Source organism: Chitiniphilus shinanonensis DSM 23277 (assembly GCF_000374805.1).
Lineage (GTDB): Bacteria > Pseudomonadota > Gammaproteobacteria > Burkholderiales > Chitinibacteraceae > Chitiniphilus > Chitiniphilus shinanonensis.
In genome coordinates, this window is record NZ_KB895337.1 from 223,855 (window position 1) to 250,080 (window position 26,226).

Sequence of the window (26,226 nt, forward strand, 5' to 3'; positions counted from 1 at the left end):
ACGCCAAACGTACTGATATGCCTAGTGCATTGCGTATGACATACGGGAGATTTTAAGGAGGTGCGTGCAAAATTTTCAAATACTTGATTGTTCGTTACGGAAAAATTTCAGCTCATTGACTACTTTTTCTCTTCAAAAACAATCGCTTTGCTAAACAAGCTCCAGTGGATAACCACTGGTTGCCGCTGGGCGGCTGATAACTACGGCCCTTCCTGGGTTGGGGGATAAACGGTGTTTAGCGGACGGCATGTCAGCTGCGCCGATTTCGTCAGTTTTGTACCCGGCAATTTGTCAGATTGGCTGGCAGCTGGTCATGGCGCGGCACGCCCGGCTTGGCAATGAAAAATGAACGTCGTACATTTATGAGCATCGTTCATTTGTGGTGCAGCCCATGCCTACCCAACCGCCTTCGACCTCCCCGGCAACGGAAGCCGGTCGCCGCGAGCGCAAGCGCCAGCAGACGCTGGACCACCTTGCCGACACCGCCTGGACGCTGTTCCGCGAGCACGGCTTCGACGCGGTGACCATGGAGGCCATCGCCGCCCGCGCCGACGTGGCCAAGGGCACGCTGTACAAGCACTTTCCGGTGAAGGAGGCGCTGCTGCGCCACCGCTTCCACCGCGATCTGGCGGCCGGCCTGCCGGCGCTGCTGCGCGAACTGGCGCTGCTGCCCACCGCGGCCGCCCGGCTGCATGCCTTCTTCCGCCACAACGCCGACTGGTCGATCGGCCATCGCGAATTCCTCGCCCACTACGTGCGCTTCCGCCTGGGCGAAGTCGGCGTCGCCGACGAGGCATCGCACAGCGGGCTGGAGCGCCTGTTCGCCGAACTGATCGCCGCCGGCCAGCAACACGGCGAATTCCGTCGCGGCCACGAGCCCGCCATGCTGGCGCGCCATCTGCAATACCTGCACCTGGGCGCGCTGCTGCGCTGGCTGCATACCCCCGCGCTGGACCTGCGCGCCGAGTTCGCCGGCATGCTCGACCTGTTCCTGCACGGGGTGGAGGCGCCGCGATGAGCCCGTTGCTGCCCGACTGGCCGGCGATCCTCGCCGCCGGCGCCGCCGAGGCCGGCGGCAAGGCATGGACCCTGGCGCGGTTGGCGCGTTATGGCTTGCCGGTGCCCGACGGCATGGTGCTGCCGGTGGCCGCCTACCGCGCGTGGCTGGACCGGAGCGGGCTGGCGCGCGAACTGCATGCCGCCGCCGCGTTGCACGACGCCGAACGCATCGCGGCGCTGACAGCGCTGCGGCCCCGCCTGCTGGCGCGGCGGCCGGACGACAGCGTGCTGGCCGCGTTGCGCCAGCGGCTGGCGAGCCCGCCGTGGCGCGACGGCGCGCTGGCGGTGCGCTCGTCGGCGCCGCAGGAGGACGGCGCCGACGCCTCGTTCGCCGGCATCCACGCCTCCTTGCTCAATGTGCGCGGCGAAGCGGCGCTGGCCGACGCCATCGTCACGGTATGGGCATCGCTCTGGACGCCGGCCGCCGTCGCCTATCGCGCCCGCCTGGGCATCGCCCACGACGACGCGGCGATGGCGGTGCTGCTGATGCCATTGCTGCCGGCGCGTGCCAGCGGCATCGCCTTCACCTGCGACCCGGTCAGCGGCCGCGACGACCGGCTGGTGATCCACGCCAACTGGGGGCTGGGCGAAAGCCTGGTGGCCGGCGCCACCACCGGCGACGAAATCGTGCTGGGCGAACAGGCGCAGGACGACAGCCTGGCATTGCTGGCCTGCACGCCCGGCGCCAAGGCGCTGACCAGCGTGCCCGCGCCGGACGGCGGCACCGCCTTGCGCCCCGGCGGCGCGGAACCTGGCGCGGCGGTGCTGACGCCCGCCCAGTCGCTGGCCTTGGGCGAACTGCTGCGCCAGGCCGCGCTGGCGCTGGATTACGGCCACCCGGTGTACGACTGCGAATGGGCGTGGGACGGCGAGCGCTTCTGGCTGTTGCAGGCACGGCCGGTCACCGCGCGCGGCCGCTGCACCTATCCCGAACTGCTGGGACAGCCCGACATCTGGACCCGCGGCAACACCCGCGACGTGGTGCCCGACCCGTTGCCGCCGATGGACTGGGGCAGCTGGCGGCGGCTGGCCAACGCCCTGCTCGAAACGGGGTTCCGCCTCACCGGCTTTGCGATGCTGCCGGGCGCGCAGCGCACCGGGCTGTTCGACGGCCGGCTGTATCTCAACCTGTCGCTGATCCAGTGGGAGGGCTACGCCGCCTTCAATGTGCTGCCGGCCGCGATGAACCGGCTGGTTGGCGGGCGCCAGCCCGAAATCCGCCTGCCGCCCCGCAGCGGGCGCGAGCGGCTGGCGGTGGGCCTGCGCATGGCGCGTTACCTGTTGCGCGCCGGCACCTTGCGGCGGCAGGGGCCGCCCGCCGTCGCCGAGGCGATGCGCCTGTCGCGGCAATGGCGCGAACAGCCGTTGCCGGCCGACGACGCCGGCTTCGCCGCCGAGATCCGCCGCCAGGCACGCCATCGCCACGCCCAGGCGCCGCTGCATTTCATGCAGGGCTCGGGCGGTGGATATCTGTCGCTGCTGGTGGACCTGCTCGACGCGCATCGCCCCGGCGAGGGCCATGCGCTGGCGTCGGCGCTGCTCGCCGGCGGCGAACCCAGCGTCACGCTGCGCCAGGGCTACGCCTTGAGCGAGGTGGCGCGCATCGCCATGGCCGACCCGACGGCCAGCGCCTGGCTGGCCGCGCGCCGGCCCGGCGACGACTGGCGCGACCTGCCGCCGGACAATCCGTTCCGCGCCGCCTTCGCCGACTTCCTGGCGCAGTACGGCCATCGCTGCGTCTACGAAACCTACCTGGGCAACCCGCGCTGGCGCGAGGCGCCCGACTACCTGCTCGACAGCCTGCCCGGCCTGGCCGCCGCCGATATGGCCGCCGCCGCCGCGCGACAGCGCCAGGCCGCCGACACCGCCTGGGCCGAGGCGCGCCGCGCGCTGCCGTGGTGGAAGCGCCCGCTGCTGGCGCGGATGGTGCGCACCGCCAAGCACGAGACCAACGACCGCGAAGCGGCGCGCAGCGCATTGATGGCCTACACCGAACCCGCCCGGCGCTTGTGGCTGGCGCTGGGCGAACGCTGGACGGCACGCGGCTGGCTGGCCCGCGCCGACGACGTGTGGTTCCTGATGCCGGCCGAAGCGCTGGCGGTGCTCGACGGCCTGCGCCCCGGCGCGGCGCTGGCCGCCCTGATCGCCGACCGGCGCCAACGCTTCGCCACATGGCAGGCGCAGGCGGCGCCGGACGTGATCCTCCAGCACGGCGGCGCCGAGAACCTCGGCGCCAAGGCCGGCGTGGTCCCGCTGGCCGCCGACGGCCATACGTTCCAGGGCGTCGCGGTCGGCAGCGGCGTCGCCAGCGGCCCGGCGCGGCTGATCCATCATCCCGACGAAGGTGCGCGCCTGGCGCAGGGCGACATCCTGGTGGTGCCGTCCACCGACCCGGCGTGGACGCTGCTGTTCCTCAAGGCCGGCGGACTGGTGATGGAAACCGGCGGCTTCCTCTCCCACGGCGCCATCGTCGCCCGCGAATTCGGCATTCCGGCGGTGGTGAACCTGCCGGGCATCCTGCAACGGCTGCGCGATGGCGAACGGCTGCGGGTGGACGGGGCGCGGGGGACGGTGAGCCGGCTGGATTGAGGTGCCGCGCCGCCTGTCTCTTTCGCATCGCGCGCCGCCGGCCGCCGCTGGCAGCCGCGCACCGGCGCGTGATACAACGCGGCGTTTTCGATGCGGATGGCGGGCGCACATGAAGTGGCTGATGCTGGCGATCACCGTGGTGGTCGGGTTCTGGTTGTGGGGCGAGTTGCGTGGCGATGCCAGCGCGGCGCCGACGCCGGCCGCGCCGTCGCAACCGGCCACGGTCGCGGCGACGGCATTGCCCAGCGTGCAGCCGGCGCAGGTGGCGTGCCGCACCACCAAGGGCCCGTTGCAAATCGTGGTACGCCCGGACTGGAGCCCGCAGGGCGCGGCGCGCTTTCTGCAACTGGTGGATGACGGCTACTTCAAGGACATCCCGTTGTTCCGCTGCGTGGCCGGCTTCGTCTGCCAGTTCGGCGCTACGCCGCCGCGCGCCGACGCCAAGGCATATCCCGCCATCGGCGACGACCCGATCCTGCCCGAGCTGCGCCATTTCAAGGCCGGCTACCTCAGCTTTGCCGGCGCCGGCGCCAACACCCGCGCCACGCAGTTGTTCATCACCCTGGGCGACAAGGTGGATTCGCTAGGCACCCAGCCGTGGGAGTCGCCGTTCGGCTACGTGACCGACGAGGCGATGCAGGCCACCGTGGCCCGCTTCAACACCCGCTACGGCGACATCCCGCCGTGGGGCGCCGGGCCGGACCCGCAGCGCATCCAGGCGGAGGGCGGCGCGGCCTATCTGAAGCACGACTTTCCCGAGCTGGACTACATCACCGACTGCGCGCGGCAGTGAGCGTGGCTGACAAAGCCCCTCCGGCTGCGCCGGGCTGAACTGGCCGTACCCCTTGTACGGTGCGCGGTAGAAGTGAGTTCGGTCTACCGCCTTTCGGGACGTTTCGCGCTTCCTGCCAGGAGCGCTTCGCCGGGTTTTGTCAGCCGCTCCTGGCGCGGGCACCCAACATGAAAAACGCCCCGGTCGGGGCGTTGTTCGTGGCAGGGGCGGTGGGCGACCGATCCCTCAGCCTCGGTCGCGCTCCAGCAGCAGCAACATGGTCAGCGCCAGCGAGATGGCCAGTTCCTGGGCGTCGTCCAGCGGCAGGTGGCGTTCCAGCGCGAAGCGGCCCTCCAGGAAGGCGGGCTCCTTGCGCAGGCTGGTCAGCAGGCGCCCGGCGCGGTCGCGCACGTCGTACTGCGGGTGCAGCAGGTAGCCGGAGAACCAGCCCAGCACGGGGATGCCTTCCACCAGCCCGTCGGCCACCCGTACCCATGGATTGGCTTCGCGCACCTGCAAGGTGCCCAATCCCGGCACTTCGATCTCGTAGCTGGCGCGCCACAGCGAGCGCATGCCGCGGCGGCGCAGTTGCCCCAGCACGGCGCCATGCCGGTCGGTGATGCGATAGCTGGCCGAGAAGTCGATGATGCGGTCGGCGTCGATCTGGTAGAGCGGCGTGGTCTGCGCTTCGTCGGCGTACAGCGTCACCGATTCCTTCAGCTTCATCAGCTTGCGGCGGGCGTAGTACAGCAGCTGGCCGCGCGCGTCGCGCACCGCCAGTTGCTGGGCGATGGCCAGGATCTTGAACGAGTACTGCAATGGATAGTTCAGAGGCATGGGGTCACTTGGTGGCGGGTTGCAGGTTGCGGGTGGTGGTCTGTTCCAGCGCCTTGATCTGCTCGCCGATCTGCATGACTTTGTCCCAGATGTCGTGGTCGAGGCGGATCTTGTGCTGCATGGCGCTGATCACCGGGATCAGCGCGTTTTCGTAGGCATGGGCCAGCGCCTGGAGCACGGTGAGCAGTTCCGGCTGCGGCGGTACGTTGATCTGTGGCGCCGTGCCGCGCAAGGTGTTCTCCAGCGCGACCAGGCCGTCGCGCCAAGTGCGGGCCAGCAGCTTGCTGCTGGTCTCGCCGGTGGCGAGGTGCTTTTCAATATGTTGCAGGGCGGTGGCCACCTGCGGGCCGCTGTCCTGTCGCGCCAGGCGCTCGCTGATCTCCGACAGCACGGTGACGATGTGCGATACCTGTTGCGCCAGCTTGGTGGCACCGTCGGCGTCGGCGCCGCCCATGCGCTTGTGGTGCAGGAAGTCGCGCTTGATCCCGCTCCAGCGTTGGGCCTGCTCCGGCAAGAGCGCGCCTTGCAGTTCGGCCAGCTTGAGCAGGTTTTCCTCGGCACCGTGGGTGAGCGTCTGCGCTTCGCCCAGGTAATGGTCGCGCACCAGGTCGGCCAGCTCGGCGTCGTTCATGATCGCCGACACCTTGATCGCCAGCTTGGCCATGTTGCGGTAACTGCCCTGGAGCTTGAACGGCGGCTCGACGCGGTAGGCGTCGGCCTGCGCGGCGGACGCGATATACGCGGCATTCACTTTCATCAGCACGTCGCGCACGGCGAACAGCTTTTGCAGGACGGCGACGATCTCGCCCGCCTCGGCGGCGCCGTAGCCGTGCTTGAATTCGGTGAGGGCGATCTCCTCGCCGGCCGCGAGTCGCAGGAACAGCGCCAGGTCGGCGGGGTCGCGATGGGCCAGCGGCGCCAGCACCGGGTTGGCGGTCAGGCTGTTCTCGATGTACGAGCGTGCGAACAGGTGCTCTTTGCCGCTCAGCACGTCGCCCAGGTTGTAGATGTCCGCGCGGTTGGCCAGCATGTCGGGAATGCGGAAGGCCTCGCCCGATTCGGTGTACGGGTTGCCGGCCATCACCACGCAGAAGCGCTTGCCGCGCAGGTCGTACTGCCGGGCTTCGCCCTGCCACACGCCTTCGATCCGGCGGGTGCCGTCACACAGCGCGATGAAGCGTTGCAGGAATTCCGGCGAGGTGTGCTGGATGTCGTCCACGTACAGCATCACGTTATTGCCCAGCGCGAGACCGAAGTTCAGGCGTTCCAGCTCCTGGCGGGCGGCGCTGCTGTCGGCCTGCGCGGGGTCGAGCGAGGTCACCCGGTGCCCCAGCGCCGGGCCGTTGACGCGGACGAACACCAGGCCCAGCCGATTGGCGACGTATTCCATCAGGGTGGTCTTGCCGTAGCCGGGCGGCGAGATCAGCAATAGCAGGCCCATCAGGTCGCCGCGACGGCTTTCGCCGGCAGTGCCGATCTGCTTGGCGAGGTTGTCGCCGATCAGGTGCAGGTACACCTCGTCGATCAACTGGTTGCGTACGAAGCCCGACAGCGGCTTGGCCTGATATTGCTCCAGCCGCAACCGGCGCCGGGTGGTGTCGACGATCTCGTGTCGCAGTGCCTGCAACTGGTCGAACGCGGGGACGGCCACGGCGTCGTGGTGTGCCAGCCGTTCGCGGAACTCGTTGAGATCGAGCGTCAGCGTGCCGTGCTCGATGCGCGGGTGCTGGCCGACCAGCCCTTCCACGGTGCGGGACAGGGCCACCGCGGCGCGCTGGCGCGGCAGGTCGGTCAGCAGCAAAGCGGCGGCTTCAGGCGCGTAGGCCGGCGCGAGCGCTTCCGCCGCCGCGACGGCTTCGCACCAGTGGCAGGCCAGGGCCCAGCGGTCGTGCAGGGCGCCGATCTTCAGCCCTTCCTGGAGGGTGCCGAGGGCGTTGCGCCGTTCCAGTTGCCGATGCAGCGCCTCGACCAGCGTCTGCGCGTCGCTGCTGACCACCCATTCGATATGGCCGCTGGTCAGCTCGGCCAGCAGGTAGGCGATGACGGCCTGCCGCTGCGGCGCATCCAGCGCGAACCCGTGGTCGGCGGCGAAATCGCCCAGGCGGGCGGTCAGGTTATCGGCCAGCGTGCTCAATGCCTGGTGCTGGCCGAAGTCGTCGCGGAGGCGGCGCGCGTTGTCGGCGCGGATGCGCCAGCCGGGCTGGTCGGCCTGCTCGATGCCATGCGTCCAGAACAGGGCCGCCAGTGCGCGCGGCAGCGGGCCGTGGCGTAGCAGGCCGGCGTCCCGGTCCATCGGCAGCAGGGCGGCGAGCAGGGTGGCGGCGTCCACGTCGTGCACGCCTTTCTGGTAGCCCTCGTGATAGCGGGCGGCCGCATAGTCGCGTACCAGCGGCAGCAGTCCGGCTTCGGCGATGCGGGCCGCCTCCAGCGCCGCGCCGTCGAGTTCGCCGGCGTGTAGTGCGTCGAGCATGCGCCAGGCCAGGTACTCGCCGCGGTAGACGGTATCGGTTTCGGAAACCAGTTGCTGCGCCCAGTAGGGCCGCAGCATGGTCAGGCGTTCGTCGTCCAGTGGCTCGAAATAGTCGGTGCCGGTGAGGTGCAGCGCCAGCGCATCCTGGCGATGGACCAGCGTGAGGTCGAAAGGCTGGGTGGTGACGGTGAAGGTGTGGCGGCCGAGGCGGATGCCGTCGGCGTTGAACAGGTCGCCCTGGTCGCGCTGGATGCGCACCGCGTTGTCGCGCAGGGTCTTGATCCGCGCTTCCAGCGTGTCGGCCTGGACGGTGTCGTTCAACTTGCGCATCTCGCCGATCAGGCCGCGCAGTTTCTGCACCATCGGGTCGGCGGCGAAGTAGCTGTGCAGCGCCTCGGGCGTGGTGAAGCGTCCCAGCCGCTTTTCGATGCTTTCCAGGATGCGCTGCGCCGCGGCGCCGAGCGATTGCGCCCGTTGCTGGCGCGCGTCGAGCAGCGCCTGGCGGCGGCTGGCGAAGGCTTCGTGCACCGCCTCGCGCTTGGCGACGATGTCGACCAGGAAGGTGTCCTGTCCGCCGAAGCGGGTTTCCAGTTCCTCCAGTTGCGTCAGCAGTTGGGTCAGCGTTTCGTCGCATTGCTCGGGCGTGGTGGCGAGGTCGACGCCGTTGGCCACGCTCTGGCCGAACAGCTTGAACTGCGCGCCGAATTCGGCGCTGGCCTCTTTCACGGCCAACTGGTCGCGCCGGCTGCGGGCTGTGGCGCGCACCTGGTTCAGCCGGGCATAGACCTCGCCCAGATCGTCGAGGATGCGGGTGCGCACGGTGGCGTCGCCGCGCTCCAGCCCGGCCAGCAATTCGGTCAGCAGGTCGAGACCGCCGGCGGTGGCGTCGAGTGCCTGCAACTGTGGTGTCAGCGCCGCCACGTTGGCAATGCCCGGCAGTGCCGCCGCCACGTGATCCAGCTCCGCGTGGTACTGGACGAACGCCTGCGGGTTCGCCAGGAAGCGGATGGTTTCGTCGGACAGCCGCACCTGCTCGGCGGCGAGGCCGTCATCGAGCGCCTGGAGGCGCGCGGTATCGATGTAGCGCTGCTCGGTCAGCCCCAGCAGTTCGCCGCGCAGTGCGCGCAGCCGCGCCAGCGCATCGACGAACTGCTGCGGCGCGCGCCACAGGGTGGCGGCGATGTCGGTGAGCAGCGTCTTGTGCTGCGACTCGGCATGGCGCAGTGCCTGGGCCGCGCCCTGGCGGATGGCGGCCACCTTGTCGAATTCGTCCAGCGTCAGCCGCGCGGTGTCGGCCAGGGTGCGCAGCGCGGCGGCGAGCTGGCCGGCTTCCGGGCTGTCCAGCCAGAAATAGCCGTCGAGCAGCCGGCCGATGCCGCGTTCGAGGTCTTCGTAATGCAGCCGGCTGGGGCTTTGCTCACGCGTGGCGCGGGCGATGCCGTACAGCTCGGAGATGCCGCGCACCAGCTCGCCGTTGCCGATGCGGCCGAAGAAGCCGGCCGGCGGCGAGCCGGCGGCGTGCTCGTCGCTACAGAACGGCGTGTTCCACAACTGCATGGCGTGGTTGCGCGTCGCCTCCTCGCCTTCGACGTTGAACATCAGCAGGCGACCGTCGTCGAAGCGCGCGTAGCCGTTGCTGAATAGCGGCGGCGACAGCGTCTTTTCGATCAGGTTGTACGCCAGCAGCGCCAGCCGGCCTGCTTCGGGCTCGTAGAAGGCGTACAACACGTCCTCGCCGTTGGGCGAACGGATCATGCGCTTGAACTGCATGCCGGCGACGTCGTCGGTGAAGGTCTTGTATTCGCCGCTTTGCAGATAGCAGCCGCCGGGAAAGACGATACCGTGATCCTCGGGCAACTGGACGCAGGATGCGCCGATGCCGTCGATGCGGATCACCTGCCGGGTGCGGGTGTTGAATACCAGGTAGCGGTAGGCGGTTTCGCGGTAGGGCAGGATTTTGAGCAGGATCAGCGTGCCCAGCTTGGCGTAGCTGATCTCGGCGTCGGTCAGCGACTGGCTGGTGTCCTCCACCGGCTCGCTGTAGATGCCGAGGCCGACGTCGGTGTTGTTCTCCACCTTGACGGTGAGGTCGCCGCCGATGGTTTCGACGAACAGCGTATCCAGGATGTTGACGTGCGGATGCTTGCCGTTGACGTGATGTTCGCGCCCGGTGGCGGTCCATTCGAAATCGTGCGACGGCGGCAGCACGATGTCGCGCTCGCCCCGGTTGTCGATGTATTGCACGCTGCCGTCGCGGTTCAACTGCCAGCGGAACACGCGCAGGTCGCCGGCGCGGGCGCCGATCTGGAACGCGGCGAGCAGCTTGTCGCCGGTGACCCGCAATTGGCGCAGGCTGGCGTTCTTGTAGTAGGCGTACAGCTCGCGGAAGTCGCTGCCGAAGCGGACGTCGGCCAGGAAGCTGCCCTCGGTCGGCACCGGCGCCAGTTCCACCGCGTCGCCCTCGCCGCTCAGGCGGTACAGGCTGAACACGTCGTCGATGCGCGTTTCCTTGCGCAGGCCGATGTAGACGTTGTAACCGAACAGCAGCAGGTCGCCGACGCGGACGAGGTCGCGCGCGATGCAGTTGTTCTCGGTGCGGGCGCGGGTGCGCGCGGCCAGGCGCAGTTCGGCGCGACCGAAAGCCGCCAGCCGCGCGGCGTTCAGCTCGCCCGCCTTGCCGAACAGCGCTTCGCCCTGTTGGGCGAGCCGCTGGCGCAACAGCTCGTAGCCGCCGCTGGCGGCGATGTCCTGGTCGAGGTCCTGGGTGGTGCTCATCACTGATGGCCTTGTAAACGGGGCGAGGAGAGGGCGGCTCGGTGGTCAGCCCAGCACGGGTTCGGTTGCCTGGAGATAGGCCAGCAGCAGCGCGCGCTGCGGGTGGCCGCTCAGCCAGGCGCGCACGCGCTGCGCCTCGGCGTAGTCGGCATCGCCCAGGCGCGCCCGCCAGGAGGCATCCAGCCGCTCGCGCGATTCGGTCTCGCGCACCTCGCGCTGGCCACGGTCGCTGAGAATGTGCAGCAGCGAATGCGTCAGGCCCTGGGCGCGCAGCGCCGGCCATTCCTCGCCGTCAAGCCATACCTTGCGGCAGGCGCCGCACTGGTCGAGCCGGAATTTCAGATGCCCGGCCACCCGGTACTTCTGTAGCAATTGTTCGCAGTCGGGGCAGCGCAACGCGCGCGGTGAGGTTTCCTCGATCATCTCGGCGCCGGCTGCCTCGTCCGCTGCAGCCTGCCGTGGCACCTGCGCCAGCCAGCGGCGATAGTCTTCGAGCGCGAGCCAGGTGCCCTGGCAGGTGGGGCATTGCTCGGCCATGAGGCCGGGCTCCAGCGATTCGCGGCGGGTTTCGGTATTGCAGCTCAGGCAGTACATGGTCGGTCCTCGTGCTCGATTACTTGCGGCCCAGCGAGCCCAGCAACTTGTGCAGCGCATCCTGCGAATCGCTGTTGCCGTCCTTCATCACCCGGTGCAGCAGGGCGGCGACCGACAGGTTCTGGAGTTCGTCGGCCGATTGGCCCAGGCCGCCCAGCAATTTGCCGGCGTCGTCGATCAGGTTGCGTTCGCCGCTGCGGTGCGGCGCGGTGGCCAGTTGCAGCGTGTCGCTCTTGGCGATGGCGCCGTCGATGGCCTTGCCGATGCCCAGCGCGTTGACGAAGCGCTGGAAGTAGTCGCCCTCGCCGCCGACGATGTCGATGCGCGCATTGCCCAGCGCCTTGCCCAGCACTTCCGCCTGTTCGCGGGCGATGCTGGTATTGGCGTCGATGGCCTTGAGCGTCTGCACGTGGCTGTTGTCGAGGCGCATGCGGAATTCCTCGTGGGCGCGGGTGTCGTCGCTCATCGCCTTCATCGCGTCGAACTTCTCGCGCAGGCCCTTGGCCTCGGCGGCGAATTTGGCCTCGATGGCGTGCGCGTCGGCGGTCTTGACGCTCACGTCGGCCAAGCCCAGCTTCTCGCGGCCGGTGGCTTCGGCTTCCAGCTTGAGGCGCAGTGCCTCGGCTTCGGCCTCGCCCATGCGGCTGACGGCGTCGGCGTCGGCCATCTTGACCTTGGCGACGACCATGCCGTCCTTTTCCTTGGCGTCGGCGGTCACCAGCATCACCTTGGCGTCGGCCAGGCCCGGGGCGGCGCTGAGCGCTTCGATGCCTTCGGCTTCGCGTTTCTTGGCCTCGGCTTCCTTCTCCGCGACCTTGAGCTTGGCTTCGGCCAGCGTGGTTTCTTCCATCGCCTTGTGCTTGGCGCGGCGTTCCTCGGTCTCGGCGGCCTTCACGTCGATCACCAGCTTTTCCTCGGCCTTGGCTTCGGCGGCGATCACCGTGGCCTTGCGGCTACGGTCGGCCTCGGCCACCACGCGCAGTTCCTTGATGGCTTCTTCCTGCTCGGCCACGGTGCGCTCGACCACGATGCGTTCACGGATCACGTCGGCGATGGCCTTCTTCTCTACCTCGATGGACTTCTCGGCCTCGATCTCCTGGAGCTTCACTTCGCGTTCGCGGTCCACCACTTCCAGCTCGCGGGCGCGGGTGACCTTTTCCTCTTCGATGGCCACCGCGCGCTTGCGGTTGTTCTCGGCCACTTCCTTCTCGCGCTGCATGTTCTCCTGCTGCACCGCGATCACCTGTTCGGCCTGGATGCGGGCGACCTCGGCCTTGGCGCGCTCCTCGGCGGCCACGCGATCCGCTTCCGCCTGCTCGCGGGCGCGCACCGTGGCGATTTCGCGCTGCTGACGCGCTTCGGCGTCGGCCTGCTGCCGTTGCAGTTCGAGGATGGTCTCGGCGGTTTCGACGTCCTTCTTCTTGATCTGCATCTGCTCGTCGCGCTGGAGCTGGTTGGTGGTCACGTGCTGTACGGCGGTCAGCTCGGTGATCTTGCGGATGCCCTGCGCGTCGAGGATGTTGTTGCGGTCGAGCTTGTCCAGCGGCGTCTGTTCGAGGTAATCGATGGCGGCGTCTTCCAGCACGTAGCCCGAGAGGTTGTCGCCGATCTGGCGGATGATCTCGTCGCGGAACTTGTCGCGGGCCTGGTACAGGTCTTCGAAATCCATCGATTTGCCCACCGTCTTGAGCGCCTCGGCGAACTTGGCGGCAAACAGCTCTTCCAGCGTCTCCTGGCTGGAAGCGCGCTCGCAGCCCACTGTCTGCGCCACCCGCAACACATCCTCGCTGGTCTTGTTCACGTGCACGAAGAAGGTGACTTCGATATCGGCGCGGATGTTGTCGCGGCAGATCAGGCCGGCGTTGCCCGAACGCTTGATCACGATGGTCTTGAGCGAGATTTCCATCAGCTCCAGCTTGTGGATCACCGGGTACACCATGCGGCCGGTGAAGGTGACCTCGGGCTCGGCGCGCAAGGTGTTCACGATCATGGCCCGGCCCTGTTCCACCTTGCGGTAGAACTTGGCGAAGAGGACGAAGGCGCAGAAGACGAAGAAGGCGATGAGTACGATCGCCGTCAGGATCAAGTTCATGGTTGCTCCCTGAAAGAAGGCAAGACTGGGGTATTGGCCTGCGCGGGGCAGGTCTGCTTGGTATGAGTGAAGGGGAGGTCGGTGCGGCGGGATCAGGAATCGTCGATGGCGGCGATGGTGTAGATGCCGCCGCCGGCGTCGTAGTCGATGATGACGGCCTGCGATCCCTTGGTGAGGGGGTTGGGGGTTGCGGCGCGAACCCGGATATTGATGCCGGCGCCGCCGGTGGCCACTTCCGCGCGGCCGAAGCGCTCGGTGACCTCCAGCGTCAGCACGCGGCACGCGCTGCCCACCAACGCCGGATTGCTGATGGCGTTGTGGGTGACGAACAGGCCACGCATCGGCCGCAGCGCCATCGCCGTCACCGGGAGGGCGACGGCTGCGCTGGCGAGCAGTACGGCCACGCCCGCGATATAGCGCAGCAGGTCGGGCAGCCAGGCCAGCAGGTATTGTCCCGCCAGGCCCGATACCACCCAGCCCACCAGCGCGATCAGGCTGACCACGATGGAGAACGGCACGCCGCCCAGGCCCAGCGCCATCAGCTTGCCGGACAGGTCGGCGAAGTCGCCGACCTCGCCGTCCAGGTCGACGGCGTCGATATCCACCAGGCCCAGCATCGCGGCCAGCCAGTAGACCAGCACCACGCCGAGCAACACCGTCCAGATCGCGGTCGGAAAGCAGGTGATGGTGTCCAGGAAACTGCCCATTTCGATGTTTTCCTTGTTTTGTCGATCGAATGCAGGTGACGCCATTTCGGCAGATGCTATGTCGCTGGTTTGCAGTGTTCGGGGCTGGTTATCAGTGATACGACAGCGTGATGTCAAAAATTACTTCAACATCATGAGGAATGAAGCCCTCCACAGCTTTGATGAATGGCAAGCGCTGCACGAGTGGGGGACCTCGCGCCGATGCCTGACTTACGCATCGGCGCCGGGCTTGCCGCGCGCGAAGGCCAGCAGTTCCTGGTGCACCCGTTCCTTGATTTCCAGCCGTTGCGCCGGGTCGAGCCCGAACCGGGTGCCGAGGGCCGCGTAGTCCTCTTCGGAAAGTGTCACCGTCAGGCGCGGGCGCTTGGGGCGGTGGGTGATCGCCAGCCCCAGCACTTCGCGGATCTGATCGGAGTTGCTGAGGTTGTTGTCGAAGGCGGCCTGCCGTACCGCCTGCAACACCTCTTCCTCGACATCGAACGCCACCTGGACCGCCCGGATCGCCGGTGCCGAGCTTTCCCAGCGCGGCGGCAGCTTCTTACTGCTGCTCATCGCTTGCCGCCCGATCCGCATCGCGTTGCGCCTTCAGGCGGGCGAGCACGGCCTCCTTGCGGTTGGCGTCACCGCCAATGCCCGCCGCGGCCAGCTTCTTTTCCAGCGCCTTGGTGCCGAACTCGGCATCCAGCTCCTCAGCGGCCTTCATGCGGTCGGCCGTCAGGGTGTGGCGTTCCTTGATGCGCTCCAGCGATTCGCGCGCGCTGCCCAGTTTGGAGGCGCCGCTGCCCATGCTCTGGGAGATCGACTCGGTGGCGCGGTAGACGCTTTCGGTGGTCTTGGCCACGGCCAGCTCGCGCTCGTGTTCGCGCACCCGTGCTTCAGCCTGGCGGATCAGGTCCTTCAGGCTGGCGATGTGCTGGGCGAAGTCCGCGCGGGCCCGCTGTTGCGCGTCGCGTTCCGCTTCCAGTTCGGCAATGCGGGTCGCCACGTCGCCGGCCAGGCTTTCCTCCGCCTTGTCGAGCGCGGCCAGTGCATGGTCTTCGAAACGCAGGATTTCCTTGCCGAGGCGTTCGATCTCGCGCTCGGCCGCCTTTTCCTGGGCCATGACCAGCGTGAGGTCCTGCTTGGCGCGCGCCAGCGCGGCCTTGGATTCGTGGATTTCCTGCTCGTAGATGCGGGTGGCGTTGGCGTCGACCACGCTTTCCCCGATTTCGCGGGCGCTGCCTTTGAGCGCGCTGAGGATCTTGCTGAAGATGGACATGGGGATACTCCTGTGTTCGGTTCAGTGCAGGTATTCGGCCATCGCTTCGAGCGCGTCGACCGCGTTGTCGCTCAGCGCGAGCAGGTCCTGCGCGAGGTCGTCGGCACCGGCTTCGCAGGCCAGCGCACCGTAGATCAGGTACTTGTCGCCGATGCGGCCGAACGACGACAGCGGGATGGCGATGTTCAGGTCGAGCATGGCTTCCAGCAGCGCGGTGCGGCGGCTCGGGGCGACGTCGCGCTCGGTCCACAGGTAGCAGATGCACAGGATCTGGCTGTCCGCTTGGGTGATGAAGATCGGCAGTTCCTCGCGACCGCTGATCTCGACCTTGAACACGACGACTTCGCCGGGGATCCGGGCGACTTCGAATGCGCCCAGTTGTCCTGCCAGCCTGCGACCTGCTTCGGCAATGCGTTGCTGCAACGCTGCGTCCATGGCGCCCTCCTCTTGGTGAATGCCGTCAACATAGGATTGCCGACATATAATGTCAAGACATTTTATGTCGAGTGCGAGAGGGGACGGTGCATCGGGTGGCAGGGAACGGGGTCATGCCGTGTAGCGATCGCTGGGGCCCGTTCGATGACCAACAAAAACGCCCCGGACGGGGCGTTTTTGTCGGGGTGGATCGCAACGCTATTTCAGCGAGATCTGGGTATGCGGCGGGTACTTCTTCAGCACTTCGCGGTAGCGCAGGTACTCGGCCTGCAACGGCACGCCCATGGGGATATGGCGGATGCCGCTGGTCTGGTCTTCCTGCGGGTTGGTGTAGAGGTTGAACATGATCGACGCCTGCGAGGTGAGCGCGGCGCCGCTGAAGCCGCCGTTGTCGCCCGACTGGGTGATCGCGTTGGCTGCCTGGGCGATCATCATGAACTTGAATTCGTCCACCCGTACCGCCGAGATCTCGTCGTTCCAGAAGTAGAAGATGCTGCGCCGGTTGGATACGCCATTGTCGGCCAGCCAGAACGAGGTCTGGTCGATGCCGTCGATGTAGGTCTTGGCGGGCACCAGCCTGGCCACGTCGGCGCCGGGCTTGCCGGCCAGCGACAGCGAGGTGTTGAACAGGTCGGCGAAGTCGAACAGGCCGTCGGACTTGCGCGGCTGGATCATGCCCTTCCAGTAGACGAAGCTCGGGCCGCGCACGCCGCCTTCCCAGGTCGAACCTTTGGCGCCGCGGAACGGGGTGCGGCCGTGCGGCGGCACCTCGGCTTCTGGTCCGTTGTCCGAGCCGAAGAAGATCACGGTGTTTTCCAGCTGGCCGGTCTGATCCAGCGTCGCCACCAGCTTGGCGAACACGTCGTTCATCTCGACGATGCAGTCGCTGTAGCTGGTACGCGCGGCGGAGCGGCCCAGGTAGTAGTCGTTCGGATAGTTGTCGAAGTGGCAGCCCCGGGTGCCGTAGTAGAGGAAGAACGGCTTCTTGGCATCTTTCTGCCGGGTGATGAAATCGACGCCGAACGACAGCCATTTCTGGTCCAGATCCCGGATGGTATTGGTGTCGAGGGTGTACAGGTCGCGGATCTTGCCGCCCTTGCTGGCCTCCACGTCCGCCTTGTTGAACGGCAGCTTCTCCACGTATTCGTAGCGCGACGGGCTGAGCGCTACCTCGGGGTTGTATTGCGGATCGCGCCACTCGGTATACATGTCGGACACCGAGAGGAAGCCGCGGAAGTGGTCGAAGCCGACGTTCTGCGGCAGCGAGCCTTCGTTGTCGCCCATGTGCCACTTGCCGATCGCCTGGGTGGTGTAGCCCTGGTCGGACAGCAGCTTGGCCACCGTGGTCAGCCCTTCCAGACCGCCGGGCTGGCCGTACATGGGGGGCGATTGCAGGCCGTGATGCGCCTGGTTCTGCCCGGTCATGATGGTGGCGCGCGTCGGCGAGCAACTGGGCTGCGAATAGGCCGAGGTCAGGATCAGCCCCTCGTTGGCGATGCGGTCGATGTCGGGCGTGGCATTGCCCACCGCGTTGCCGCCGCCGTTGAAGCCCATGTCCATGTAGCCCACGTCGTCCAGCAGGAAGATCACGATGTTGGGCTTCTTGCCGAACTTCTTTTCCAGCGCGGCCAGCTTGGCGCGCGCCTGCTGGTTCTGCTCGGTGTTGGGGATCACCGGCTCCATGTTGTCGGCCAGCTTGACGGTGCGGCTGACCAGGTACTGGTTGGGATGATCGTAACCGGGGCGACCTTGCACCTTGGTCGGCGCGGTGACGGGGGTCGCCGTGTCGGCGGCCCAGAGCGAGGTGGAGACAAGGAGTGCGGCCAGCGTGGCCAGGCGTTTCGACGGCGGTGTAATAAGGGGGGACATCGGTCTGCTCCTGGGGAGCATCGCGGGCCGTTGCGCGACCACGTGATGCGTGGGAGTTGATACATCGCGTTGATTCTCAAGGCATCGGGGGCTTTGCCCTGTGGGTTACTTATAAACCACCATGTCCGGTTCCGCCGTTGCGCCTGGGGGTAGCGGGCCGGCCCGCGCCGATGGCGAAGCATGGGTTTTGGTGTTTGGTGGTGCACTCGTGACGGCGTGTCCCGGCAAATTCCGTGCTTTTTTGCTTTGATATGACTTGGTATCGAAACCCAGAGGAGACGCGGCAGATGATCCCCATCAAGGCCGTTGCCGACATGCCCCGGCTCAAGCTGCCGCCGCCGGAGGGCGGTGCGATCTACCGCTTCCACACCATGGTCAAGCCCAGCGGTGCGCAGTGCAATCTGGATTGCACCTACTGCTTCTACCTGCACAAGGAAGACCTGCTGCACCAGCCCAAGATGCCGCGGATGAGCGAATCGCTGCTGGCGGCGCACATCCGCCAGTACATCGAGGCACACACCGGCGACCGGGTGGACTTCAGCTGGCAGGGCGGCGAGCCGACGCTGATGGGGCTGGATTTTTTCCGCCGCGTCGTCGCCTTGCAGCAGCAGTTCAAGAAGCCCGGCCAGCGCATCGACAACGATCTGCAAACCAACGGCACCCTGCTCGACGAGGAATGGTGCGCCTTCCTCAAGCAGCACGACTTCCTGGTGGGGCTGTCGATCGACGGCCCGGCCGAGCTGCACGACCTGTACCGCTACAGCAAGGGCGGCAAGCCCACCCACGAGCGGGTGATGAAGGCCGCCGCGCTGCTGCATGCCCACGGGGTGCCGTTCAACGCGCTGTGCGTGGTGAACCGGACCAACGCCCGCCGCCCCATCGACGTCTATCGCTTTCTGCGGGACCAGGTGCGCCCGCGCATCATCCAGTTCATCCCCGCGGTGGAACGGCGCGACTTCCACGCGGTGGCGCCGGGCAAGTGGCCGGCGCAGGAATTGCCCGTCGCGCAGACCCCGCAGGCACGGCCCGGCCAGCCCGATTCGGTGGTGACCGACTGGTCGGTGGATCCGGAGGACTGGGGTTACTTCCTCGGCCGGGTGTGGGACGAATGGTTCGCCAGGGATTTCGGCCGTGTCTATGTCGACCAGTTCGAGAACGTGGTCTCGATGATGTTCGACCGCGGCTCGCAGAAATGCGTGACCAGCCGCTATTGCGGCAAGGCGCTGGCGCTGGAGCACAACGGTGACCTGTACTCGTGCGACCACTTCGTCTACCCGGAATACCGTCTCGGCAACATCGCCGACGAGCACGAGGGCGACCTGGCGTTCTCGCTGCGGCAGGAACAGTTCGCCCGCGCCAAGTCCGACACGCTGCCGCGTTATTGCCGCGCCTGTCCGTACCTGCAACTGTGCTGGGGCGACTGCCCCAAGGATCGCTTTCTCAGGACGCCGGACGGCGAGCCGGGGCTGCATTACCTGTGCGCCGGGCTGAAGCAGTTCTATCGCAAGGCACTGGCCGCCAAGGGGCAACTGGCGGGCCGGCTGGCGCGCTGAACGCGGCCCGGCGCGTGCCGGGCGATGGCAGAATCGGTGGATCGGCGCGTCGGCAACGGCGCGCGCAGTACGCGGCGGGCAACGATCCGTCGCGCAACAACAAACGCATCACGGAGATGACACATGTCGCACTACAGGGAGCGGGCGCCGCGCTGGCGCCGGGGGATGCTTGCGGTCGTGGCGCTGGCCATCGGCGCGCCGGCGTGGGCGGTGGACTATGACGCCTTGTCGCGCGGCCTGCAGCAATTGCAGCGCGTGCTGGAACAGAACGACCGCGACAACGAACTGCGCGAGGCCCAGGAGCGCGCCGACGAGGCGCGGCGCCAGGCCGAGCAGCAACGGCGTGCCCAGCAGGACGCCGCCGCCAGGCAGCGTGAACGGCAGCAGGAACTGGCGGGGCTGACCCCGCCGGCCGAATGGGCGGGGCAACTGGTGTTCCACCGCCGCCAGCTGGAACGAGGCAATCGCGCCGCCAGCGGGCCGCGGCCCACCTTCGACATCACCTCCAACGGCACCGTCGGGGTGGCGCAGGACGGCAGGCGGCTGGGCTACGTCAACCTGTCCAACCAACTGGTGATCCGCGACCTGCCCGGCGGGCGCGAGCGCGTACTGCGCGAAGGGCTGAACAAGGATGTTGGCTGGTCGGTGTCCTTCGTCGGCGAGCGCTCGATCCTGCTCAATGGCGGCTTCTCCAAGAACGGGTACATCGAGTTGATGGATGGCGACGGCCAGCGCCTGCAACTGTGGCAGGGCGGCGACTTCCAGGCGTATCCCACGGAAGGCCGCTTGCAGGTGCAGCAGGCGTCGTACTACCCCGACAAGTACTGCAAGGGCGTCTGGCTGTACGACGAACGCGGTCAGATGGTGCAGCAACTGGTGCTGTCGTCCAAGGTGGATACTTGCTGGCCGCGCGCCGGCGCCGACGGCTCGCTGGAGGTGGTCACGGTCGAGGGCAACACCCTCACCCACTACGTCAACGGCGAGCGCCGGCAGAGCTTCCGGGGCGACACCCGGCGCGGCGACAGCACGACGCCGCTGGTCTACGGCTACATCGGCACGCTGCCGTACCTGGTGTCCTACCTCAACGGCGACGAGAACACCCGCGAGCCGTTCCAGGTGTGGGATCTGGCCCAGGGCAAGCCGCTGTGCCAGATCGCCCGGCGCGGCCTGGCCTGGCTGCTCGCCGACAAGCAGGGCCACGCCTACATCACCAGCCCGCCGCAACGGGTGTCGCTGCCCGATTGCCAGACCACCGCCATCGCCGCCACCGGCAAGCTCACGCTGGACGGCGACCTGGGCTGGATCCATCAGCCCGAAACCGGCGTGATCTCGGTGCTGGCCCTGTCGTCCAACCAGGAGAAGTTCCGCCTGCAAAGCCGCTTCCGCGAGGACGGCCTGTATGTGCAGCGCCTGCCGGGCCAGCCGCGCTACCTGGCGGTGGGCCCGTGGTCGTGGAACGCCAAGGGCGGCCAGACCGTGCAGATCTTCGACCTGGACAACGGCACCCTGGCGCGCGAACTGCCGGGCGGCCTGAACTGGAACAGCAGCTTCAGCACCCGCGCCGAGATCGTCGACGGCAACTGGCACACCCAGGGCTGGCCGATCGTGCTGGGCGCCCGCGCCGAGCCCGCCGCCGATCCGCAGCAGTTCCTGGCGGGCATGAAGAAGGACAAGTACGAATCCACCGCCGACTACCGCGCCCGCGTCGCCAAGCTGACCCTGCCGTACCAGATGGACATCCAGGTGAAGGATTACGACGCCGACGGCGGCTATTTCGTCGGCGAATGGCGCGACGTGCCCATCGGCGTGCCGGTGCCGCCGGCGCAGGCGCGCCAGCTCGACGGGCAGACCACGCTGTCGCTGAAAGGGCAGCTGGCGGTGCTGGACGAGAACTTCCTGGTGCTGCGCGACGCCTCGGTGACGCTGCCCGACGGCGGCACGCTGCCGCTGGCGAACAAAGCCGCCGCACCGACCGCCGCCGCGGCGCCCAAGCCGACCCTGGCGCTGGCCAAGCCGCCGCTCGCGGCCAAGGGCAAGCCGGTCGCCGCGTCATGCAACGGCACGCTCGACTACCTGGCCCCGCAGTTGCGCGCCTACACCAGCCCGGAGCTGGCCGAGGTGCGCCGCACCATCCTCGGCTCCAACATGGGCCAGATGCTGGCCGAGGCGCGCCAGCAGGGCGCCACCGCCGACACGGTGCAGCAACTGGTGGAGCAGGCGGAACAGGCCGCGAGCGAAGCCGCCACCACCGCTGAACAGAGCGACGGCGGCGGCAACAGCATCCAGCGCGCCGACAACGGCACCCTGCCGCTGCAATGGCCATGCGAGGGCATCCACGCCTCGGCGGTCTGCGTCTATGTCATGCACAAGTGGGAGGCGCTGACCTACCGCGAGCTGGGCAAGGCGCTGGCGCGCTGCAACTAGCGCAGCCGCGCCAACCGGCCGCGCCTCAACCGGCGTTGCAGCGCGTGGCGTCGGCCTCGTCGATGCGCTGGTAGCGGCCGTCGGCGGTGGTCACCGCCACGCAGCGCTGCTGCGCCGCGTTCCACCACACGGTATCGCTGTGCCCGTGGCGCTTGCCGCCGCCGACGTTGACGTAACCGCGCGCCTGCAACTGGGTTTCGCCCCCGGCGGCGCGGGCGCCCACCAGGTCGGCCAGGCTGCCTGCGCCATGCGGCGTGGCATGGGCGGGCGGGGTGTCCCGCACCGCGATGTTCAACTGGTAGCGGGTGGTCCGCCCGGCGGACTTGGCCTGCCCCATCTGGTAGACGCGTACGGTGTAGAGACCGGTGCGGGGCAGCGTCACGCGGGCGTCGGGGCCGTCGAGCGCACCGTTGAACAGGGCGGTGTCGTCGCCGGCGTCCAGCACGTTGAAGTTGGTGGAGCCCGGCCCGCGCAGGCCGACCACCAGCACCTGGCCCTGGCGGGCGCGCAGCACGTAGGCGCGCACTTCATGGCCGGTCAGCGTCTGCTGGTATTGGGCCGACGAGGTGCCGGCGGCGAAGCGCACGGTCTGGCTGTGGATGCCGTCGGCGGCGTGGAGGGGCAGGGACAGCGCGGCGAGCAGCGCCAGCAGCGAAAGGCGGATGTTCATGGGATGGCTCCGGGTGCGGGAAGGGGATCAGGCGCAGCGGTCGTCGCCGACGACTTCGACCCGGCTGTAGCGGCCGTCCCGGGTGACCACCTGCACGCATTCGTCGGCGCGCGCGTTCCACCAGGTGGTGTAACTGCGGTGCCAGCCCTTGTCGCCGTCGATGTTGCGGAAGCCGCGCGCCCGCAGTTCGCTTTCGCCGCCGGCGGCGCGCGCGCCCACCAGGTCGGAGACCTCGACGTAACCGTGATTGCCGCGATGGCCGCGGTACTCGTCGTGGCGGTAGCCGGCATCGGCCACGCCGCTGTCGTAGCCACGGTCGTAGGCGTCGTTGCGGTCGCGGTTGTCGCGGCGGCGGTGGTAGATCGCATCCTGGTAGCCGCGGTCGTACTGGTCCTGATCCTGCTGCGCCTGTTCTTCCTTGTCACGGCGATGCTTGTTGTGGTTGTACAGCGCCACCGCGCCGATCAGCGCGGCCGCGCCGGCGGCGACCGCCAGGCCGGTGCCGCTGCCACCGGCGCTGTTCAGGTACTGGCGGCATTCCTCGGCCGTGGTCGGCTGCACCGACACGTAGTGGCGGCTGTCCTGCGAGGTCACCAGGCAGTCCTGGGCCTCCTCGTTCCACCAATCCACCCAGTCGCGGCCGGTGCCGTTGGCGGTGTGGACGTCGCGGTAGCCGTGGTTGCGCAGCAGTTGCGCGGCCGAGGCATTGGGGCGGTCGAGCAGCGCGCCGGTGTCGAAAGTCGCCGCGGCGCTGGCCAGCAGCGGATCGAGCGCCAGCGTCAGCAGGGCGGGCAGGAGGACCAGGTATCGGGGGAGGGGGTGCATGGTGGGGCCTTTCGGGGGAAGAAAAATCGGAGGGTCCGGTCAGCCGGCGCAGGGCTCGGCGAGCGGGGTTGCCGACACGGCCGGCGTGGTCAGGATTTCCAGGCCGGACAATTGCGCGTCGAATCGATAGCCATAACCGTGGATGGTGCGCAGGCAATCGCATTGCATATCGGCAATCAGCAGGTATTGGCGAATCTGCCAGATGCTGTAGATCAACGCGGCGGCGCGGTTCTTGCGATCGGCGAAGAATTGCTGTTGCAGCAATTCCTTGGAAACCAGCTTGCCGTTTTGCCGGACCAGGTAATGCAATAGTTCGCCGTCGCGGCGGCTCATCTTGATCCAGCATTGCACCGGCATGCCGCCGGCGCGGGCGGTGTATTGGATCAATCCCGCGGTCAAATCGATGTCGAGTCCTGATTGGCGATGAAAAAGTCGCATGATTTCGATTCGCCGCCGGATTCGCTATTGCGCGAATCGAATCCGGCGGCATTCCCGTGATGGCGGTTTGGATGAGCCCAATCTGCGCCGGGGAAAGCGCTCGGTAAATATTTAAAAAATTATTAAAAATGATGAAACCCGCATGGCCGGGCCGCTGTTTGGCCTGAAAACCTTGCGTTATAATGATTTGCGCTGTTTATCGCATTGCCCTGCGGCATGGCCCGATCCCGCATGTAAATTTGCACAAATAGGAGTGGAAGTGTCCGGCCTTCGCCTGGTATTCGGATCGTTCGTGTTCCAGCCCGAGTTGCGGCAACTGACGCGGCATGCGCCCGACGGTGCGGAATCGCGCGCAAGGCTGGCCGGCGCGGAGGCGGAAATACTGGCCCACCTGCTGGAACGCGCGGGCGAGGTATGCGGCAAGGACGAATTGCTCGACATCGGCTGGCATGGCCGGCCGGTCAGCGCCAATTCGCTGGCGGTGGCGATCTCCAATTTGCGCCGCCATTTGAAAGCGGCGACCGATGAAGTGGAAATCCGCAATCTGCCGCGCGAAGGTTATCTGCTGCACCTGGAAGTGCCATTGCAGCGACAGGCCCAGCCCGATACCGCGATGCCCGCCGACACGCCGGCCATTGCGCCGGCCGAGCCGGAGCCCGAGGGCGCGCCGATCGGGCCCGCCGACACAACGCGGCCGGTCGTCCCCGTCGCGTCGGCGGATCGTTGGCGGCGGCGCCTGTGGTGGCTGAACGGCGCTGTGCTGCTGGCCGGGGTGGCGCTGGCGCTGGTCACGCGCGACCAGTGGATCGCCATCGAATGCACGCGCGACGCGCAGGGCATGATCTGCGCGGTGGCCGACCGCATCTATCCCGAGGAATCGTTGCCGACGCAGCGCCAGGGCAAGCTGGTGCTGGTGTCCGGGCGCTTCGTGCGTCTGGTCGATCCGGCGGCGCCCACCGGCGAGGCCGCGCCATGAAGCGCCATCGCTGGCTGCTGCTGTTGCCGGGGGCGGCGCTGGCGGCGCTGCTGTTCGTGCTGGTCAACAGCGCGGGCTGCAACTACGCATTGCAGTTGAACCATCAGAATCTGCGCTACCACGGCACCTGCCGCCTGGGGCTGGCGGAGTTCGTCGAGACCGATCAGCTCACCGGCTCGCAGTGGACGGTCTCGGCGTTCCAGCTGGCGGTGGCCGACCAGTTGCTGTTCGTGGTCCGCGAGCGCCGCCACGTGCGCGAAGGCGCGGCCGGGGTGGCGGGGCATCCGCGGGTGCAGCCGGATTACCTGCTGGTGAACTACGCCTGGATGCCGATCGACGACACCCGCGTCGCGCTGTTCCAGGTGACGCCGCACCACGACGTGATCGTCGCCGAGCGCCGCGGCGCCATCGACCTGATGGACGCGCTGTGGCCGCGCCCGGCGCCGCCGTTCTCGGTGCCGCACAACGCGCTGATGCCATAGCGCGAATCGGGTTCGCACTTGAGTGCGAAGCACGAAGCCGCAGCGCCGTGCCTGGGGGAAACCTTTCCGCTTGCGCCGCCGGCCTTCCGCCCACTGCCGCCGGCCATCGCTACGTCCACCGGCCCACGGACCAACCCGAAGGGAAGGACTTCCTTCTCCCCGGCGTTGAAGGTCGATTCGCCCTGGCATACCACCGTGTATGTCACGGTTTGCTGATTTGTGAGCGACGGCGGAATTTGCCATATTGGGGCGTCCGCGATGACGGACGCATAAAACAAACCAATTTGGAGGCAACATCATGAAACTCGCGCTGTGCTGTGCAGCGGCGTTGCTGGCATCCGCGGCCGCCCAGGCCACCTGTATTCCCCCGCCGCCCGACGCGTTCACCACGCCGGGGCTGACTGGCGGCGTTCCGCCGAAGGTGGGCGACGATGCCCTGCTGCCGACGCGCCGACCGTTGACCAACGCCGGGACCGACTACTACTGCCCGATGCCGATCGAATTGGGCCTGGCCTACCGCATCTACAACTATCAATCCACCGCCGTGGTGCACGGCCTGCTCGATGAGCAGATCCAGCAGGCGGGCCTGCCGCTGACGCCAGGCCCGACCGCGCCGGCGTGGGACGCGGCGACGGTGTACCTGCAAGGGCAGCAGGTCAGCTACGACGGTGCGACCTACGAGGCGCAATGGTGGACCCAGGGCGAGCAGCCCGGTGCCAGCGTCTACGGCGCGTGGCGGCCGGTGGACAACGGCGTCGCCAGCACGTGGTCGGGCAGCCGCGCCTATCAGGCCGGCGAGAAGGCGGTGTACGACAACAAGGTGTGGCAGGCGCGCTGGTGGACCCAGGGCGAGCAGCCGGGCAGCAACGAGTGGGGCGCCTGGCAGGCGACCAACGATCCGGTGCCGCCGCCGGCGGTGCCGCTGCCCAGCCGCTACAGCGCCAGCCTGAACTGGGCCAACGGCGAGATCACGGTGACACTGCAAAGCGTGAACGGCGCCATCAACGGCCGCCCGGCCTATGTGGAAGTGCGCGAGCAGGGCGTGCCGCTGGGCCGCATCACCCAGTTCCCGCTGCTGTATCGCGACTGCTTCGGCGCGCCGGAATGCCAGCCCGGCGCCTACTGGACCGGCGGCGCCAAGTTCGTCAGCACCAAGCTGCCCGGCGCCGCCTGGATCAGCCTGTGGGCCTGTAATGCGCAGGATGTCTGCCGCCCCGCCGAGCTGACGCGCTGGGTGTACGGTCAGACCACCAACGGCAATCCCAGCGAGCCGTTCCCGCTGGAAGGCGATCCGCGCCTGAGCCCCTGAGCGGCGCGCGATGAACCGGCGGCCTGCGGCTGCCGGTTCATCGTCGGCCGGTGGGGGCGCTGTCGCGGCCCGCCGCCCGCCCGGGCTTCGTT

General features: G+C 67.9%; 20 protein-coding genes. 8 read left to right on the plus strand and 12 right to left on the minus strand.

The features are described from left to right. The first annotated feature begins 391 nt into the window (after window positions 1-391). From C556_RS0105935 to C556_RS21515, 3 genes are all read left to right on the plus strand, one after another. Window positions 392-1,018: a TetR/AcrR family transcriptional regulator gene (locus C556_RS0105935; RefSeq protein ID WP_018747319.1), complete on the plus strand. Its 627-nt coding sequence runs from the start codon at window positions 392-394 to the stop codon at window positions 1,016-1,018. Next, window positions 1,015-3,648 carry a PEP/pyruvate-binding domain-containing protein gene (locus C556_RS0105940; protein ID WP_018747320.1) on the plus strand — a complete coding sequence of 878 codons (2,634 nt, stop codon included), beginning with the start codon at window positions 1,015-1,017 and terminating at the stop codon, window positions 3,646-3,648. The genes C556_RS0105935 and C556_RS0105940 overlap by 4 nt, the downstream gene beginning before the upstream one ends. Window positions 3,649-3,757: 109 nt before the next feature. Continuing rightward, entirely contained in the window at window positions 3,758-4,441 is a 684-nt protein-coding gene (locus C556_RS21515; RefSeq protein ID WP_018747321.1) for a peptidylprolyl isomerase, read from the plus strand. 225 nt (window positions 4,442-4,666) lie between these two features. Here the strand turns inward: C556_RS21515 and C556_RS0105950 are convergent, their stop codons facing one another. The 9 genes from C556_RS0105950 to C556_RS0105990 form a co-directional block, all read right to left on the minus strand. Next, window positions 4,667-5,257, minus strand: a complete 591-nt coding sequence (locus C556_RS0105950; RefSeq protein ID WP_040430508.1) for a hypothetical protein — start codon at window positions 5,255-5,257, stop codon at window positions 4,667-4,669. Window positions 5,258-5,261: 4 nt separating this feature from the next. Next, window positions 5,262-10,502 (minus strand): DNA repair ATPase, encoded by a 5,241-nt coding sequence (locus tag C556_RS0105955; protein WP_018747323.1) that lies wholly within the window; start codon window positions 10,500-10,502, stop codon window positions 5,262-5,264. A 45-nt stretch (window positions 10,503-10,547) separates the two neighbouring features. Then, window positions 10,548-11,096 (minus strand): TFIIB-type zinc ribbon-containing protein, encoded by a 549-nt coding sequence (locus tag C556_RS0105960; protein WP_018747324.1) that lies wholly within the window; start codon window positions 11,094-11,096, stop codon window positions 10,548-10,550. 19 nt (window positions 11,097-11,115) lie between these two features. Further along, a complete protein-coding gene (locus C556_RS0105965) occupies window positions 11,116-13,188 on the minus strand; it encodes a hypothetical protein (protein WP_018747325.1) in 2,073 nt (690 codons plus the stop codon). Between the two features lie 92 nt (window positions 13,189-13,280). Beyond that, entirely contained in the window at window positions 13,281-13,895 is a 615-nt protein-coding gene (locus tag C556_RS0105970; RefSeq protein ID WP_018747326.1) for a hypothetical protein, read from the minus strand. A 210-nt stretch (window positions 13,896-14,105) separates the two neighbouring features. After that, the gene (locus C556_RS0105975) at window positions 14,106-14,447 is read right to left on the minus strand and encodes a hypothetical protein (protein ID WP_026262849.1); all 342 of its coding nucleotides are present in this window, start codon (window positions 14,445-14,447) and stop codon (window positions 14,106-14,108) included. Further along, window positions 14,434-15,153 (minus strand): PspA/IM30 family protein, encoded by a 720-nt coding sequence (locus tag C556_RS0105980; RefSeq protein ID WP_018747328.1) that lies wholly within the window; start codon window positions 15,151-15,153, stop codon window positions 14,434-14,436. Before C556_RS0105980 ends, C556_RS0105975 begins: the two co-directional genes overlap by 14 nt. 21 nt (window positions 15,154-15,174) lie before the next feature. Further along, on the minus strand, window positions 15,175-15,588 hold the full coding sequence (locus C556_RS0105985; protein ID WP_018747329.1) for a DUF2170 family protein: 414 nt from the start codon (window positions 15,586-15,588) through the stop codon (window positions 15,175-15,177). A 198-nt stretch (window positions 15,589-15,786) separates the two neighbouring features. Beyond that, window positions 15,787-17,457 carry a sulfatase-like hydrolase/transferase gene (locus C556_RS0105990; protein ID WP_018747330.1) on the minus strand — a complete coding sequence of 557 codons (1,671 nt, stop codon included), beginning with the start codon at window positions 17,455-17,457 and terminating at the stop codon, window positions 15,787-15,789. A gap of 287 nt (window positions 17,458-17,744) precedes the next feature. Here C556_RS0105990 and C556_RS0105995 point away from each other — a divergent pair, with 287 nt between their 5' ends. Beyond that, window positions 17,745-19,010, plus strand: coding sequence for an anaerobic sulfatase maturase (locus C556_RS0105995; RefSeq protein WP_018747331.1), 1,266 nt, complete (start codon window positions 17,745-17,747; stop codon window positions 19,008-19,010). Window positions 19,011-19,133: 123 nt separating this feature from the next. Further along, on the plus strand, window positions 19,134-21,434 hold the full coding sequence (locus C556_RS0106000) for a hypothetical protein (RefSeq protein ID WP_157235913.1): 2,301 nt from the start codon (window positions 19,134-19,136) through the stop codon (window positions 21,432-21,434). A 25-nt stretch (window positions 21,435-21,459) separates the two neighbouring features. Here the strand turns inward: C556_RS0106000 and C556_RS21520 are convergent, their stop codons facing one another. The 3 genes from C556_RS21520 to C556_RS0106015 are packed head-to-tail and all read right to left on the minus strand — an operon-like array spanning window position 21,460 to window position 23,316. Beyond that, a complete protein-coding gene (locus C556_RS21520) occupies window positions 21,460-22,104 on the minus strand; it encodes a hypothetical protein (protein WP_018747333.1) in 645 nt (214 codons plus the stop codon). Between the two features lie 27 nt (window positions 22,105-22,131). Beyond that, complete coding sequence (locus tag C556_RS19550; protein ID WP_018747334.1) at window positions 22,132-22,929, minus strand: hypothetical protein; 798 nt, start codon at window positions 22,927-22,929, stop codon at window positions 22,132-22,134. A gap of 39 nt (window positions 22,930-22,968) precedes the next feature. Beyond that, window positions 22,969-23,316 (minus strand): winged helix-turn-helix domain-containing protein, encoded by a 348-nt coding sequence (locus C556_RS0106015; protein ID WP_018747335.1) that lies wholly within the window; start codon window positions 23,314-23,316, stop codon window positions 22,969-22,971. A gap of 310 nt (window positions 23,317-23,626) precedes the next feature. Here C556_RS0106015 and C556_RS21525 point away from each other — a divergent pair, with 310 nt between their 5' ends. The 3 genes from C556_RS21525 to C556_RS24060 all read left to right on the plus strand — a co-directional run bounded on the left by C556_RS21525 (window position 23,627) and on the right by C556_RS24060 (window position 26,134). Continuing rightward, the gene (locus C556_RS21525) at window positions 23,627-24,343 is read left to right on the plus strand and encodes a transcriptional regulator (RefSeq protein WP_018747336.1); all 717 of its coding nucleotides are present in this window, start codon (window positions 23,627-23,629) and stop codon (window positions 24,341-24,343) included. Next, window positions 24,340-24,825, plus strand: a complete 486-nt coding sequence (locus C556_RS0106025; RefSeq protein WP_018747337.1) for a hypothetical protein — start codon at window positions 24,340-24,342, stop codon at window positions 24,823-24,825. The genes C556_RS21525 and C556_RS0106025 overlap by 4 nt, the downstream gene beginning before the upstream one ends. Before the next feature lie 298 nt (window positions 24,826-25,123). Further along, on the plus strand, window positions 25,124-26,134 hold the full coding sequence (locus C556_RS24060) for a carbohydrate-binding protein (protein ID WP_018747338.1): 1,011 nt from the start codon (window positions 25,124-25,126) through the stop codon (window positions 26,132-26,134). The last annotated feature ends 92 nt before the right edge of the window (window positions 26,135-26,226 follow it).

What these genes read in the sequence shown, in the direction of transcription:
- C556_RS21515 (WP_018747321.1), top strand. Translation starts at nt 3,758, where the DNA reads ATGAAGTGGCTGATGCTGGCGATCACCGTGGTGGTCGGGTTCTGGTTG.
- C556_RS0106000 (WP_157235913.1), top strand. Translation starts at nt 19,134, where the DNA reads ATGTCGCACTACAGGGAGCGGGCGCCGCGCTGGCGCCGGGGGATGCTT.
- C556_RS21520 (WP_018747333.1), bottom strand. Translation starts at nt 22,104, where the DNA reads ATGAACATCCGCCTTTCGCTGCTGGCGCTGCTCGCCGCGCTGTCCCTG.
- C556_RS0105985 (WP_018747329.1), bottom strand. Translation starts at nt 15,588, where the DNA reads ATGGACGCAGCGTTGCAGCAACGCATTGCCGAAGCAGGTCGCAGGCTG.
- C556_RS0105975 (WP_026262849.1), bottom strand. Translation starts at nt 14,447, where the DNA reads ATGAGCAGCAGTAAGAAGCTGCCGCCGCGCTGGGAAAGCTCGGCACCG.
- C556_RS19550 (WP_018747334.1), bottom strand. Translation starts at nt 22,929, where the DNA reads ATGCACCCCCTCCCCCGATACCTGGTCCTCCTGCCCGCCCTGCTGACG.
- C556_RS0106025 (WP_018747337.1), top strand. Translation starts at nt 24,340, where the DNA reads ATGAAGCGCCATCGCTGGCTGCTGCTGTTGCCGGGGGCGGCGCTGGCG.
- C556_RS0105950 (WP_040430508.1), bottom strand. Translation starts at nt 5,257, where the DNA reads ATGCCTCTGAACTATCCATTGCAGTACTCGTTCAAGATCCTGGCCATC.
- C556_RS24060 (WP_018747338.1), top strand. Translation starts at nt 25,124, where the DNA reads ATGAAACTCGCGCTGTGCTGTGCAGCGGCGTTGCTGGCATCCGCGGCC.
- C556_RS0105955 (WP_018747323.1), bottom strand. Translation starts at nt 10,502, where the DNA reads ATGAGCACCACCCAGGACCTCGACCAGGACATCGCCGCCAGCGGCGGC.
- C556_RS0105965 (WP_018747325.1), bottom strand. Translation starts at nt 13,188, where the DNA reads ATGAACTTGATCCTGACGGCGATCGTACTCATCGCCTTCTTCGTCTTC.
- C556_RS0105940 (WP_018747320.1), top strand. Translation starts at nt 1,015, where the DNA reads ATGAGCCCGTTGCTGCCCGACTGGCCGGCGATCCTCGCCGCCGGCGCC.
- C556_RS0105990 (WP_018747330.1), bottom strand. Translation starts at nt 17,457, where the DNA reads ATGTCCCCCCTTATTACACCGCCGTCGAAACGCCTGGCCACGCTGGCC.
- C556_RS0105960 (WP_018747324.1), bottom strand. Translation starts at nt 11,096, where the DNA reads ATGTACTGCCTGAGCTGCAATACCGAAACCCGCCGCGAATCGCTGGAG.
- C556_RS0105995 (WP_018747331.1), top strand. Translation starts at nt 17,745, where the DNA reads ATGATCCCCATCAAGGCCGTTGCCGACATGCCCCGGCTCAAGCTGCCG.
- C556_RS0105935 (WP_018747319.1), top strand. Translation starts at nt 392, where the DNA reads ATGCCTACCCAACCGCCTTCGACCTCCCCGGCAACGGAAGCCGGTCGC.
- C556_RS0105970 (WP_018747326.1), bottom strand. Translation starts at nt 13,895, where the DNA reads ATGGGCAGTTTCCTGGACACCATCACCTGCTTTCCGACCGCGATCTGG.
- C556_RS0105980 (WP_018747328.1), bottom strand. Translation starts at nt 15,153, where the DNA reads ATGTCCATCTTCAGCAAGATCCTCAGCGCGCTCAAAGGCAGCGCCCGC.